Source organism: Mesorhizobium sp. M3A.F.Ca.ET.175.01.1.1, assembly GCF_004791945.1.
Classification (GTDB): Bacteria; Pseudomonadota; Alphaproteobacteria; order Rhizobiales; family Rhizobiaceae; genus Mesorhizobium.
Genome location: NZ_SRTP01000003.1, coordinates 233,565 through 246,574, shown reverse-complemented (window position 1 = coordinate 246,574; position 13,010 = coordinate 233,565). Strand labels below are relative to the sequence as shown.

Below are 13,010 nucleotides of genomic sequence, written 5' to 3'. Positions count from 1 at the left end.
GAAAGCAACTTTGCGCTCGTCTTATGAAACATCCGCGGAAGTGTCCGATCACTCGGCAGGCGCGATATACTTGCTGTAGACCCAGCCGGTGACGAAATGGCCATTCTGCGCCGGATCGTGCCAGATCTCGCACCAACGATAGCGGATCGCTTGCCGCTGCTGCCAATGCGGCTGACCGGAAAGATCGAGCAGGTCGACCCCGCCGGTGCAGCGGCCTGTCATCTGCAGGCGTGTGCCGTTCGGATAGGCCGCCTGCTTCTGCGATGTGCTTGCCGGATATTTGCGCGCGTTGAGCGTGTCGCCGAACGGCACGCCAGCCACTTGCCAGGCGGCGAAGGCGGTTGCATGAGACTGGCCGGACACGGCCAGGACTGTCGAAACGACAGCCAAGGCCAGGGCAGCGCGAACACAGGACTTCATCTTTTCCCCCTTGAACTTAGTTCTGCAGACCACCTTGCACCCCTGCCCTTGAACTGCCGCTGAGCGGCGTGTTCATTTGCCATTCAAGCAGATCCCCAAGCGAGACGTAATGACCAGACCTTCCGCTTTCCCGCCCGCCAGCCCGCCACAGCCCGAGAAGCGGCCGGTTAGCGACACGCATCACGGCATCACCCGGACCGACGACTATGGCTGGCTGAGGGCCGACAACTGGCAGGCGATGTTCAGGGATCCTTCCCTGCTCGACGGCGCCATCCGCAGCCATCTCGAGGCAGAGAATGCCTATCAGGCAATATTGATGTCGGACACAGCCGACCTGCGGGCCAGGCTCTTCGCCGAGATGAAGGGGCGCATCAAGGAAGACGATTCCACCGTGCCGATGAAGGATGGCCCCTTTGCCTATGGCTCGTCCTTCCGGCTGGGCGGCGAGCAACCGCGCTACTTCCGCACGCCGCGCGACGGCGGCGCCGACGAGATCCTGCTCGACGGCGATGCGGAGGCCGAGGGCAAGACCTATTTCCGGCTCGGCGGCGTCGATCACTCGGCCGACCACAGCAAGCTGCTGTGGGCCTTCGACGACAAGGGCTCCGAGTTCTTCACGCTGCGGGTGCGCGATCTCGCCAGCGGCGCAGAACTGGCCGACCAGATACCGGATACGGGTGGCGGCGGCGTGTGGAACGCTGCTGATGATGGGTTCTTCTACACCCGGCTGGACGACAGCCACCGTCCCTCGAAAGTGCTCTTCCATGCCCTCGGCGACAGCGCGGAAAACGACCGCCTGATCTATGAGGAAACCGATCCCGGTTTCTTCATGGATGTCAGCGGCACGCGTTCCAACGATTGGATCCTGATCGGCATCAACGATCATGAGACATCGGAATACCGGTTGCTCCGCGCCGACCAGCCATTTGCCGAGCCGACGCTGGTGGCAGTGCGCGAGACCGGCCTGCAATATGATTTGGAAGAAGGCGGCGACGTCTTTTTCATTCTCACCAATGCCGACCGCGCCAAGGATTTCAAGATCATGACGGCACCGGTCGAAAACCCGGTGCGCGCCAACTGGAGCGAACTGGTGCCGCATGAGCCCGGCCGGCTGATCCTGTCGGTGCTGGGATTCAAGCATCACATGGTCAGGCTGGAGCGCAAGGACGGCCTTCCGCGCATCGTCGTGCGCGATCGCTCGAATGGCGAGGAGCACTTCATCTCCTTCGACGAGGAGGCTTTCTCGCTCGGCCTGTCGGGCTCCTATGAATACGACACCGAGGTCATGCGCTTCACCTATTCGTCGATGACGACCCCGGCGCAGATCTTCGACTACAACATGCGCACCCGCGAGCGGGTGCTTCTGAAGACGCAGGAAGTGCCTTCCGGCCACGATCCGGAGCATTACGTCACCCGCCGGCTGATGGCGCCAGCCGCGGATGGCGAACTGGTGCCGATCTCGCTGATGCACCATCGCGATACGCCGCTCGACGGCTCGGCGCCCTGCCTGCTCTACGGCTACGGGTCTTACGGCATCACCGTTCCCGCCGCCTTCAACACCAATTGCCTGTCGCTGGTCGATCGCGGCTTCGTCTATGCCGTCGCGCATGTGCGCGGCGGCAAGGACAAGGGCTATGGCTGGTACGACGACGGCAAGCGTCGGCACAAGATGAATACCTTCACCGATTTCATCGCTTGCGCGCGCCATCTGGTGGCCGAACGCTACAGTCGCCACGACCGCATCGTCGCTCAAGGCGGCTCGGCCGGCGGCATGCTGATGGGGGCTGTCGCCAACATGGCGCCGGAAAGCTTCGGCGGCATCGTCGCCGAAGTTCCGTTCGTCGACGTGCTCACCACCATGCTCGACGCCAGCCTGCCGCTGACGCCGCCGGAATGGCCGGAATGGGGCAATCCGATCGCTTCGGCCGGCGACTACAAGACGATCGCGGCCTATTCCCCCTACGACAATGTCGCGGCGCTTGACTATCCGCCGATCCTCGCGCTGGCCGGGCTCACCGACCCGCGCGTCACCTATTGGGAGCCCGCCAAATGGGTGGCGCGGCTGCGCGAGCGCAAGGCAGGCAACAACCCGGTGCTGTTCAAGATCAACATGGAGTCCGGCCACGCCGGCGCATCGGGCCGGTTCTCGCGGCTGGAGGAGATCGCGTACACTTACGCCTTTGCCTTGAAAGTGACCGGCAAGGCCTGATTTTCCACTCGCAATTGCGACAGCCGCGCGTTACCCAATGCGCGGCTTTTTCGCCGCACGCCGTGGAATTTCTCAAGGGTCCGTCATGCTGCTCGTCGACGTCTATCTCGACAAATCGCCGATCCAGGGCATCGGCGTCTTCGCCAAGCACCGCATTGCGCGGGGCACGCTGATCTGGAAGCTCGATCCAAGGTTCGACCGGCGCATTCCCGTGGAGACCTACGAGAATGAATCCGGTCCGGTGAAAACCTATCTCGACCGCTATTCCTACCCGGACCGGCGCGATCCCAACTTCATTGTCTTCGAGGCGGATGACGCGCGCTACATGAACCACGCGGACGAGCCGAATTGCGATGTGTCCTCCCCCGAGGAGACCTACGCGCTGCGCGACATCGCTCCCGGCGAGGAATTGACCTGCGACTACAACCACTTTTTCGAGAACGGCTTCGACTTCCTGGGCGATCGCCACGCATAGCCGCTTCAGTACGACCATAGACGACGCGTTCAGGCAGAGCGCAATTGCGGCTGGCGCCCCATGGCAGATCTGCCGCGCAGGGTTCGGATGCCTGCCAAGGCCTTGCTGGCGATGATCCCGATAGCGATGCCGCCCACAATCGCCAGCGCCTTGAACACCGGAGCCGGCAACAGGTCCGCGGCGGGCGCCATCAACTGCTCCGGCACGAAGCGGTGGAAGAGGTAGATCGGAAATGCCGCGACGGCGATCTGCGTGACCACTCGCGCCACCCCGGCTGACAGGCGAACACGTGGCAGGTAAAGAAGGGCCAGAAGCCCTGCGAAGATCATCGCGTATTTGACCGTCGTGCCGAGCCAGACCGACTCCCAGAAAGCGAGGTAACCCAGCACTGCGGCGGCCAACGCAGTCACCACAAGCCTTCTTTCGGGAGTGTCGGCAAGCCCGGCACACCAACCGAAGACGGCCACGTGGAAGACCCAATGGATGGCGAATATCTGGCGGTTGCCCCAGTCGAAGAACAGCGGCACCGAAAAGCGCGCTGCAGCCGCAAACACCAGCAGGCCGAGCGAGAAAACGAAGAGCCGCGCCAAGGCGAGCTTGCGCACAGCCGGAATCGCGAAGATCAGGGCGAAAACCAGAAGTGTCTGCGCATAGGCCTCGATGAACCAGTAAAGATAGGGGATCATCTCATGGCGCTCCGGTTCGGCATAGCCGAGGTTGCCGGTCAGCGTCATCGAGGCCCAGGGGATCGCCCGCCACGCAACAGCATAAGCGGCGACAGTGAGAAAATACGGGATCAGGACATCGATCGCGGGCCTCAGCGCCTGCCGAATCCGACCGGCGCGGAAATGGTCCGACTGGAAACGTGCCAGGCTGTAGCCGACGAGCAGCATCATGACGCCGGAGCCGCCGGGGATAGGCCATAGCGTCTCGTGATGCACGACCACGAGCAGGATCGCGATGACCCTCAGCACCAGATCGACGGGAATCTCGCTTGCCTGCGCATGCCGGAGAGGCCGCATCGTCCCCTTGCGACCAGCCAGTTCGGCGACGCTCAGGCGTTCCCAGCCGTCCGGCAGCTCCAGGCCGAGGCGTTCGAGTTCCAGCACCAGTTGCAGGAAGCGAAGCGAATCTCCGCCCAGCGACACAAAGCTGTCGTTGCGGCCGACGGCGAGCGGATAGAACACGCGGGCATAGGCGCCAAGCACGCCGCCCGTTTCGAAACGGATTTCCGTCCGCGCTTCCAGCCTCTCCCGGTCCAGGCAAGCATAATCGACCTTGCCCGAGGCAAGCCGGGGAAAGTCCTTGCGTGCCTCAACGCGAACCAGATTGGCCGGCAGGCGGCTGGCCTCGGCAAGAATGCGCTGTGCTCTGCCCCTCGAACCGGAGTCCGTCACATAGGCCTGCAGCCCCCGATCGTCGCCGAGCACCGCAGCGGCAATGCCCGCCCGCTCCAGCGCTTGCTCCATAACATCGAAGCCGATCCTGAGGCCGGCGATCTTGGCGAAGCGGCTCTTGCGCCCGACGATGCGGAAGAAGCCCCGCTCGTCCTGCATGGCAATGTCACCGGTGTTGAGCGCCCCGACCTCGGCGCCGCGCGCGAGGTCGCAGCGCCGCGTGGCGTAACCCATCATCACGTTCGGACCGCGATAGACGAGTTCTCCAGGAATGCCGGGCCCGTCGATGGGCTCTCCGTTAACATCGACGATGCCGAGGCTGCCGCCTGGGACCGCCACGCCGATCCGCTCTTCCCTATCGGAAAGGCTCTCCGGCGGGACGAAAGCGATGCGCGCCGTCGCCTCGGTCTGGCCATACATGACGAAGAAGCGGCCACCCCGGGCGCGCATATGGTCCCGGTAGAGGCGGATGAGATCGGGGCTGAGCGGGCCGCCGGCCACCGTCATCATGCGCAGCGCCTTGAGCTCGGCGTCGCGGAAATGCACCCGCTCCAGGAGTTCGAAGGAATAGGGCACGCCTGACAGATTCGTGCAGCCTGCGTCGGCGATCGTGCCAAGGAAATCGCCATCCATCACCGAGACGCCGGGGAATAGAATGCTGCCTCCGGCGATCAGGTGCGAATTGAGGACCGACAGTCCATAGGAATATTGGAGCGGCAGCACGAGTGCGGCGCGATCCGCGGACGAGAGTTCCAGATAGGTCGCGATCGAGCGCGCGTTGGCTTCAAGGTTGGCATAGGAAAGCCTGACTGCCTTGGCGGCGCCCGAACTGCCGGACGTCATCAGCAGCAGCGCGAGATCTGGGTGCAGCGGCTCGACGTTTCTCGCGGGCGAAGCTTCCTTGACCAGCCGCCAGCGACCGCTGGCCGGCCGGTAGGTGAAATCCGGCTGGAAGGCCGCCAGGAAATCCTCCCACAGCCTGTCGTCGCAAGGCGGCAGCATGGCCACGGCATGGCCGGCCTGCAGAGCTCCAAGATAGGCAGCGACCACATGTTCGGACGTCTCGGCCGAGATGGCCACAAGCTGCTTTTCTCCCTGTCCGAGCTGCGCGGCGAAGCGCCGCGCGAGACCGTCGAGCTCCGCATAGGAGAGCGTCCGTCCGCCGGCAACGAGAAGTGCGGCGCGCTGCCCGCCACGGGCGGCTGCGGACACGAGGTCAATCGAGGACATGGCAAGCTTCGGTCAGCCAGGAAAACTGGGTATCAATGTCAACTAATATGCCATCAGCAGCCATGCGGGAAGCGTTTGGCGTGGCTCAACGCACGCATCCTGGAGCGCGGCCGCGCACGCGCCATCCTGTCAGCTCGCCGGCTTGCGCGCCGGATAGCCGTTGGGATGCGATGGGACGGCCTTGAGGTAGGCGGCGATCGCGGCGCGGTCGTCGGCCGTCAGCTGGGCCATGTTCCGCTGCACCTCGACCATGGCGCCGCCGACGGAATCGAAATCGGGCGTGAAGCCGGTCTCAAGATAGTTGGCGATGTCTGCCTCCGACCAGTCCTTGATGCCGCGTCCGGCTGGCGTGATGTTGGGCACGATGCCTGTGCCTTCAGCGGCCACGGCGCCTGCCAACCACTCGGCCTTCTTCACGCCGCCGGCGAAATCGCGCGGCGTGTGGCATTCGCCGCAATGGCCGGGCCCCTCGACCAGGTAGCGGCCGGCGAGCACTTTGTCCGGCGTGCCTTGCGGCAGGGCGATCACCGGCTCAGGGCTGAGATAGAGCCGCTTCCACACGCCGACGCCGCGACGGATGTTGAAGGGGAAGCCCAGCCTGTGGTCAGGCGCCTTGCCGGCGACGGCCGGCAGCGTCTTCATGAAGGCGTAGAGATCGGCGATATCGGCCGGCTTCATGCGTGCGTAGGAGGCATAGGGAAAGGCCGGGTAGAATTGCTCGCCGGAGGGCGAGACGCCCTTCAGCATGGCATTGGCGAAATCCTCTTCGCTCCAGGCGCCGATGCCGTCCTTGGGATCCTGCGAGATGTTGGGCGGCACGAAGATGCCGAAGGCAGTCTTGAGTTCGAGCCCGCCGGCGAGTTCGAGGCGGGCGTCACCCTTGGATCCCGGTTTGGCATGACAGGAGGTGCAGCCGCCCGCATAGAAGATGCGCTTGCCCCGGGCGGCGTCGCCCGGCGCAAGCTGAGCGAGGGCCGCGGCGTCGAGCCTGACCGGCGCCGAGAGAACCCAGCCGGCGCCAGCACCGACGCCGCCCAGCACGATGGCGGCGCCGACAAGTTTCTTCAGCCAGGCCATGGCCGGCGATCAGCCCTTCTTGATCCTGTAGTTCTGGTGGCAGCTGCCGCAGTCGCCGCCGATGGTATTGAGTTGCGTCTTCAGCGCATCGACATCGGCCGGCGGCGAAGCGACAGCGGCCTTGAGATCTGCCAGGAGCTTGTCCTCGGCCGAGTTGAAGCCCGCCATATCCTGCCAGATCTTCGGCGCGGCGGTGGTGTCGCCCTTGTCGCTGCCGGCCGGGAACAGCTTCTCGGCATCGAACTTCTCGGCGTTGGCCTGCAGAGCCTTCAGCGTCGTCAGCACTGCGCCCGCATCGAAATCGTCCTCGCCCTTGACCACCTTCGACAACTGGCCGGCGAGCTTGCCGCGCTCCTTCATCAGGGCCTGGCGATCCTGGATCGGATCGGCAAAGGCGGCCGAACCGGCAACAGCGAGCATAGAGATGGCGAGGACTAGCTTTCTCATTAATGGCTCCACGGGAAGAAATTTCAGGACTAAGCGTTAACGGGCGTCGCGGCGGGATTATTCCTCGGCGGCGCAACGGTTTTGTCGATGAGGTCGGTTGGCCCTCCTGCATCGGCGCAAAAGAAAAGCCCCGGCATGCCGGGGCTTTTCCGTCGATTTGGTCAGCCTTTCGCCTTCTCGTAAAGCTCCAGGACGTAGTCCCAGTTGATGAGGCTGTCGACGAAGGCTTCGAGATATTTCGGCCGCGCGTTGCGGTAGTCGATGTAATAGGAGTGCTCCCACACGTCGACGCCGAGAATCGGCGAAGCGCCGTGAACCAGCGGGTTCTCGCCGTTCGGCGTCTTGGAGATGGCGAGCTTGCCGTCCTTGACGGAGAGCCAGGCCCAGCCGGAGCCGAACTGGGTGGTGCCGGCGGCGACGAAGTCCGCCTTGAACTTGTCGTAGCCGCCGAGATCGCTGTCGACGGCCTTCTGCAGAGCGCCAGGCAGCTTGTTGCCGCCGCCGCCCTTCTTCATCCATTTCCAGAAATGGATGTGATTGTAGTGCTGGGCGGCATTGTTGAAGAGTCCGGCATTCTTGCCGAAGGACTGCTTGACGACCTCCTCGACCGAGAGGTCGCCCATTCCAGCCTCGGCGGCCAGCTTGTTGCCGTTGTCGACATAGGCCTTGTGGTGCTTGTCGTGGTGATACTCCAGCGTCTCCTTCGACATATAAGGCTGCAGGGCCTCGTAGTCGTAAGGCAAAGCGGGCAACTCAAAAGCCATGGATGGTACTCCCTCAGGAAAAAGTCCGGTGAAACTACCGGACTAAGATAGGACTGGAATGGGCTGGGGCAACTCCGGAACGAAGCGCCGGGCGCCTTTTTAGCCGCTCAGGCGGCGGAAGTCGAATGCGCCCAGTCCCAATAGAGATCGCGCGCCTTCTTGGCCACCGGTCCGGGCTGCAGATTGCGGTCCTCGATGCGCGTGATCGGCACGACCTTGGAATGGTTGCCGGTCGAAAAGATCTCGTCCGCCTCGAGAAAATCGCGGATCGACAGCGCCTTCTCCGTGGTCCTGAAGCCGTAGTCGCCGAGCAGGTTGATCGTGCGCGAGCGCGTGATGCCGGACAGGAAGGTGCCGTTCGCCGCCGGCGTCATCACATGCCCGTCCTTGACCAGGAAGATATTGGAGGTGCCGGTCTCGGCGACGTTGCCGAGCATGTCCAGCACCAGCGCATTGTCGAAGCCGCGCATCTTGGCCTCGAGGATTGCGCGGCCATTGTTGGGATAAAGGCATCCGGCCTTGGCGTTGGTCGGCATGGTCTCGATGGTCGGCCGCCGGAACGGCGAGATGCCGATCGAAAAGCCGGAAGGCGGGATCATCGGCGATTCGTAGAGGCAAAGGCAGAAACGGGTGGAGGACGGATCGGCCGGCACGCCCATGTAGCCGCCATGCTCGGCCCAGTACATCGGCCGGATGTAAACCGCCGTCTTGCCGTCGAATTTCTTCAGCCCGTCCCAGGTCAGGCCGACGATCTTATCGGGGCTCATGGAGGGCTTCAGGCCGAGCGCGATTGCCGAAGCATTGACGCGCGCGGCATGGCGATCGAGATCGGGCGCCACGCCCTCGAACCAGCGGGCGCCGTCGAACACGCTGGTTCCGAGCCACATGGCGTGGCTGCGCGGTCCGAGGATAGCGACATTGCCTTCGTACCAGTCGCCGTCCACATAAGTCCATGTCGCGGATTGCGCCGCTGCTGCCAGTGTCATCGCTCGCTTCCGTGTGGCTGATTTTGTAGGCGCCATTGGAAGATGCCTGGCGGCTGGCGTCAACCGACATCGGCGAAATTGATTGAGGCCAGAGGCAATTGCAGCGCAATCAATGCTTGCGCACGGCGCCGCCACGCCGCAAAACAGCGATCATGCATCATGCAGCCTATGTCTTCGACGCCTATGGCACGCTGTTCGACGTGCACGCCGCCGTTCGCCGCCACGCCGGTGAGATCGGACCGGACGGACAATTGCTGTCCGATATCTGGCGCGCCAAGCAGCTCGAATATTCCTGGGTCAGGACGCTGATGGGCGCCTATGCCGATTTCTGGCAGCTGACCGAGCAGGCTCTCGATTTTGCCTTCCGCAAGGTTCCCTCGGCCGATCCTGCGCTGAAGACGAAGCTTCTGGAGGCCTATTGGCGGCTGGACTGCTATCCGGAAGTGCCCGCCGTTCTCAAGGCGCTCAAGGCGTCGGGGGCCAAGCTCGCGATCCTGTCCAACGGCTCGCCGGAAATGCTGCAGGCGGCAGTGAAATCCGCCGCGCTCGACCAGATCCTGGACGACGTCTTCTCTGTCGACCAGATCAAGCGTTTCAAGACCGACCCGTCGGTCTACGACATGGTGGTCACCGGATGGCGGCTCTATCCGGGAGCGGTGTCGTTCCAATCCTCCAACCGCTGGGATATTGCGGGTGCCGCCAAATTCGGCTTCCGCACGGTGTGGATCAACCGCGCCGACCAGCCGGATGAATATCGCGACCTCCCGCCGGGGCTGATCCTGCCCTCGCTCGAAGGTCTTCTGGCAGGCGCCTGACCATGCTGTTGCTGGAGCGCAACAGAGGTGTCGCGGTCACAGCTTCGCCTTTGTTTGTCCACCCTGAGGCCAGAATTGGAACCGCCTATCGCCGCCGACTGTTATTGGAGCTGCCGCGGCCAGCCTGCGGGTGCATGCTTCTTGCGAACTAAGTCCCTGGAAAAGGCAACCATGTCAGACCCCTTCCGCCTCAGCCGCCGCGGCTTCCTCAATTTCACTGCCCTTGGCGCTGCGTCTGTCGCGGTCTCCGCCTGTTCCACCACCGGTCCCGGGCGGCAGCCGGTGCAGCCGCCACCCCCCGCATACGAGGAGCCGCCGCTCGGCGATTACGAGACCATGTACGGGCCGATGTCCGACTCCGGCTTCGAACTGCCCGCCATCCCGATCAAGAAGATCGACCGCAGGTTCCTGCGCCAGATCGTTCCCGATCCGACCGGCCAGCGGCCGGGCACGATCGTCGTCGATACCACCAATCATTTCCTCTATTTGGTCCGCGAAGGCGGCCAGGCGATCCGATACGGCGTTGGCCTTGGCCGCGCCGGCTTCGAATGGTCGGGCGACGCCGTCGTCCAGTGGAAGCAGAAATGGCCGAAATGGACGCCCCCGGACGAGATGGTCGCCCGCCAGCCGGAACTGCAGGACTACAGCGCCAAGAACGGCGGCATGCCGGGCGGGCTGAAGAACCCGCTGGGAGCCCGCGCGCTCTACCTGTTCCAGGGCAACCAAGACACGCTCTACCGCCTGCATGGCTCGCCCGAATGGTGGTCGATCGGCAAGTCGGTCTCGTCGGGCTGCGTGCGGCTGATGAACCAGGACATCATCGATCTCTACAATCGCGTGCCGAACAAGACGCCGGTGGTCGTAACTGCCAGTGTCGGTGAACCGATGGCCGACATGCCTGACCGCCGGGCCATTCCGATCGACAACGGCGTGCCGGACGACTCTGTCCTGCTGGGGCCGGTGCCGCAGGAGAGTGACGAGATCTTTTGAGCCCCTAAAAGCGCGCGCTGATCAGGCGTTGCGCTTTTAGCCATTTTGGGCGACGGGCATGAGTTCGTCAGCGGTGCTTGGTGAGGATGTCCGCCAACACCGCAACGCCGCGCCGCAACGCTTCCGCGTCGAGACCCGCATATCCCATGATGAAGCCTGCCGTCTCGGGCCGCGGCTCGGTCGGATCATAGAGCGGCGATACCGGATAGAGCCCGATCCCGGCAGCACGTGCGTCGGCCATGATCGCTGGCTCGCCTGCGGAATCGATGCCGTTCATCCAGGCCACGACGTGCAGGCCTGTGTCGGCTCCGGCGACCGTAACACCCGCACGAAGATGATCGGTCAGAGCCTGCAGCAGGACCGCCCTTCGCTCGGCGTTCTTCCTCCGGATGCTGCGGACATGGCGCTCATAGGCGCCACTCGCCAGAAGGTCGGCCAACACGTCCTGTTCCAGCATCGGCGCATGCCGGTCGGTCAGACGCTTCGCCTCGGCGAATGCCCGGGCCAGGCTTGCCGGGACGACGAGATAGCCGAGCCGCAGAGTGGGCGAAAGCGTCTTCGACAGCGTGCCGACATAGATGACTGCGTCGGCGTCGAGCGTCTGCAGCGGCGGGATCGGGGAAATGTCGTGACGGTATTCGCCATCATAGTCGTCTTCGACGATGTAGGCGCCCGTTGCCTTTGCCCAGGCCAGGAGGGAACGCCGTCGCGTCGCCGACAGCACGCCGCCGATCGGGAACTGGTGCGAAGGGGTCACATAGGCCAGGCGGGCCGGCGGCAAGGCATCCGTCCTTAGCCCGTCGCCGTCCACCGGAACGGGAACAGCGATGCCACCCGCCGCCACGAAGGCATTTCGGGCCAGCAGATAGCCCGGATTCTCAATCGCGAACGAATCGCCGGGATCGAGCAGCAGCCGCGCGCAAAGGTCGAGCCCTTGCTGCGAGCCGTTGACGACGACGATCCTGTCCGGCGTGCAACCGATGCCGCGGGCTCGCCAGAGGTAGCCCTGCAGCGCGTTGCGCAGAACGGCGGATCCCCGCGGATCGCCATAGCGCAGCCGCGCACCGCGCCGGAGAATGGCCTTGTTCGACGCCCGCCGCCAGGCCAGCACCGGGAAGTCCGCTCCGGACAGGTCGCCATAGCGGAAATCCGCAACTCTGGCCGGCTGCTGTTCGGCCGGCGCAGGCAAGGCCAGCAGTCGACGCGCGAATGCCGAGACGTTGCGGGGTTGGGCGACCGCGGCGGGCGCTTCCACCGACGGCATCTCCAGTCCCGGAGCCACGATCGCTCGCGCTCCATGCCGGACGATCAGATAGCCTTCGGCGGCGAGCTGGCCATAGGCTGCCGTCACCGTGGTTCGGGACGCGCCCCATTCGGCCGCGAAAGCCCGTGTCGACGGCAGCCGGTCGCCGGGCCGGTAGCCGCCGCTGTGGATCTGCTGCTTGATCGCCGCGATGATACGCCGCGCGACACCGTCGTCCTGCTGCAACTGGACCACCGAAATCCTTCGAGACTGGATATTTTCAGCAAGCCAGCCTTCGGGCATCTTCACTGGCAATGCAAGGAGTTTCGTCATGTACACACCGCCTGCCTTCCGCGACGACGACAGCGAGAGCCTCAGGACGACGATCCGCGCGGCGCGGCTGGCGACGCTGGTCACCGCCACGGCGGAAGGGCCGCTGGCCACGCCATTGCCGCTGTTTCTCGACGAAAACGAGGGCGAGCACGGCACGATCTATGGTCATGTCGCGAAGGCAAATCCGCAGTGGCGCGCGTCGCCGCTGGGCGACGGCCTGGCAATTTTCATGGGGCCGGACGCCTATGTGACGCCGGCGTGGTACCAGACCAAGCAGGAAACCGGAAAGGTGGTGCCGACCTGGAACTATGTCGCCGTCCACGCTTACGGCCCGATCGAATTCTTCGAGGATGCCGACAGGCTGCTCGACGTCGTCATGCGCCTGACCAATCTGCATGAGGGCGGTCGCCCCGCGCCCTGGTCCGTATCGGATGCGCCGGCGGATTTCATTCAGTCGCAGTTGCGCGGGATTGTCGGGCTGCGCATGCCGATCACCAGGCTGGAAGGCAAGCGCAAGATGAGCCAGAACCGCAACGCGGCCGATCGCGCCGGGGTGTTGGCCGGTCTCGCTGCAAGCGAGCGGCCTTCGGACCGCGAGGTCGCGCCACTGATCCCAGTATGAAC

General features: G+C 64.2%; 12 protein-coding genes. 5 read left to right on the top strand and 7 right to left on the bottom strand.

What is annotated here, in order from left to right; translation table 11 throughout:
- Nucleotides 1–48 precede the first annotated feature (48 nt).
- Complete coding sequence (locus EN818_RS09090; protein WP_095805658.1) at nucleotides 49–420, bottom strand: hypothetical protein; 372 nt, start codon at nucleotides 418–420, stop codon at nucleotides 49–51.
- Between the two features lie 109 nt (nucleotides 421–529).
- Between EN818_RS09090 and EN818_RS09085 the strand changes: the two genes are divergently transcribed.
- Nucleotides 530–2,629, top strand: a complete 2,100-nt coding sequence (locus EN818_RS09085) for a S9 family peptidase (RefSeq protein WP_095805657.1) — start codon at nucleotides 530–532, stop codon at nucleotides 2,627–2,629.
- Between the two features lie 85 nt (nucleotides 2,630–2,714).
- Nucleotides 2,715–3,104, top strand: coding sequence for an SET domain-containing protein-lysine N-methyltransferase (locus tag EN818_RS09080; RefSeq protein ID WP_095805656.1), 390 nt, complete (start codon nucleotides 2,715–2,717; stop codon nucleotides 3,102–3,104).
- 29 nt (nucleotides 3,105–3,133) lie between these two features.
- On the opposite strand, the gene EN818_RS09075 is transcribed toward EN818_RS09080, so the two are convergent.
- The 5 genes from EN818_RS09075 to EN818_RS09055 all read right to left on the bottom strand — a co-directional run bounded on the left by EN818_RS09075 (nucleotide 3,134) and on the right by EN818_RS09055 (nucleotide 9,005).
- A complete protein-coding gene (locus tag EN818_RS09075; RefSeq protein ID WP_095805655.1) occupies nucleotides 3,134–5,731 on the bottom strand; it encodes an AMP-binding protein in 2,598 nt (865 codons plus the stop codon).
- Nucleotides 5,732–5,860: 129 nt separating this feature from the next.
- Nucleotides 5,861–6,808: a cytochrome c gene (locus tag EN818_RS09070; RefSeq protein WP_135904406.1), complete on the bottom strand. Its 948-nt coding sequence runs from the start codon at nucleotides 6,806–6,808 to the stop codon at nucleotides 5,861–5,863.
- A 9-nt stretch (nucleotides 6,809–6,817) separates the two neighbouring features.
- Entirely contained in the window at nucleotides 6,818–7,255 is a 438-nt protein-coding gene (locus EN818_RS09065) for a cytochrome c (RefSeq protein ID WP_095805653.1), read from the bottom strand.
- Nucleotides 7,256–7,416: 161 nt separating this feature from the next.
- Nucleotides 7,417–8,019 carry a superoxide dismutase gene (locus tag EN818_RS09060; protein WP_095805652.1) on the bottom strand — a complete coding sequence of 201 codons (603 nt, stop codon included), beginning with the start codon at nucleotides 8,017–8,019 and terminating at the stop codon, nucleotides 7,417–7,419.
- 107 nt (nucleotides 8,020–8,126) lie between these two features.
- Complete coding sequence (locus EN818_RS09055; protein WP_095805651.1) at nucleotides 8,127–9,005, bottom strand: branched-chain amino acid aminotransferase; 879 nt, start codon at nucleotides 9,003–9,005, stop codon at nucleotides 8,127–8,129.
- Between the two features lie 152 nt (nucleotides 9,006–9,157).
- Between EN818_RS09055 and EN818_RS09050 the strand changes: the two genes are divergently transcribed.
- Together EN818_RS09050 and EN818_RS09045 are read left to right on the top strand one after the other, a co-directional pair.
- Nucleotides 9,158–9,820: a haloacid dehalogenase type II gene (locus EN818_RS09050; RefSeq protein WP_095805817.1), complete on the top strand. Its 663-nt coding sequence runs from the start codon at nucleotides 9,158–9,160 to the stop codon at nucleotides 9,818–9,820.
- A 171-nt stretch (nucleotides 9,821–9,991) separates the two neighbouring features.
- Entirely contained in the window at nucleotides 9,992–10,810 is an 819-nt protein-coding gene (locus EN818_RS09045; protein WP_095805650.1) for a L,D-transpeptidase, read from the top strand.
- A 67-nt stretch (nucleotides 10,811–10,877) separates the two neighbouring features.
- Here the strand turns inward: EN818_RS09045 and EN818_RS09040 are convergent, their stop codons facing one another.
- Nucleotides 10,878–12,386: a PLP-dependent aminotransferase family protein gene (locus tag EN818_RS09040; protein WP_245420325.1), complete on the bottom strand. Its 1,509-nt coding sequence runs from the start codon at nucleotides 12,384–12,386 to the stop codon at nucleotides 10,878–10,880.
- Between EN818_RS09040 and EN818_RS09035 the strand changes: the two genes are divergently transcribed.
- Complete coding sequence (locus EN818_RS09035; protein WP_095805649.1) at nucleotides 12,385–13,008, top strand: FMN-binding negative transcriptional regulator; 624 nt, start codon at nucleotides 12,385–12,387, stop codon at nucleotides 13,006–13,008. The genes EN818_RS09040 and EN818_RS09035 overlap by 2 nt on opposite strands.
- Nucleotides 13,009–13,010: the final 2 nt, after the last annotated feature.

Bases quoted from the DNA above. Each gene is read 5' to 3' on its own strand.
- EN818_RS09090 (WP_095805658.1), bottom strand. From the start codon at position 420: ATGAAGTCCTGTGTTCGCGCTGCCCTGGCCTTGGCTGTCGTTTCGACA.
- EN818_RS09085 (WP_095805657.1), top strand. From the start codon at position 530: ATGACCAGACCTTCCGCTTTCCCGCCCGCCAGCCCGCCACAGCCCGAG.
- EN818_RS09080 (WP_095805656.1), top strand. From the start codon at position 2,715: ATGCTGCTCGTCGACGTCTATCTCGACAAATCGCCGATCCAGGGCATC.
- EN818_RS09075 (WP_095805655.1), bottom strand. From the start codon at position 5,731: ATGTCCTCGATTGACCTCGTGTCCGCAGCCGCCCGTGGCGGGCAGCGC.
- EN818_RS09070 (WP_135904406.1), bottom strand. From the start codon at position 6,808: ATGGCCTGGCTGAAGAAACTTGTCGGCGCCGCCATCGTGCTGGGCGGC.
- EN818_RS09065 (WP_095805653.1), bottom strand. From the start codon at position 7,255: ATGAGAAAGCTAGTCCTCGCCATCTCTATGCTCGCTGTTGCCGGTTCG.
- EN818_RS09060 (WP_095805652.1), bottom strand. From the start codon at position 8,019: ATGGCTTTTGAGTTGCCCGCTTTGCCTTACGACTACGAGGCCCTGCAG.
- EN818_RS09055 (WP_095805651.1), bottom strand. From the start codon at position 9,005: ATGACACTGGCAGCAGCGGCGCAATCCGCGACATGGACTTATGTGGAC.
- EN818_RS09050 (WP_095805817.1), top strand. From the start codon at position 9,158: ATGCATCATGCAGCCTATGTCTTCGACGCCTATGGCACGCTGTTCGAC.
- EN818_RS09045 (WP_095805650.1), top strand. From the start codon at position 9,992: ATGTCAGACCCCTTCCGCCTCAGCCGCCGCGGCTTCCTCAATTTCACT.
- EN818_RS09035 (WP_095805649.1), top strand. From the start codon at position 12,385: ATGTACACACCGCCTGCCTTCCGCGACGACGACAGCGAGAGCCTCAGG.
- EN818_RS09040 (WP_245420325.1), bottom strand. From the start codon at position 12,386: ATGACGAAACTCCTTGCATTGCCAGTGAAGATGCCCGAAGGCTGGCTT.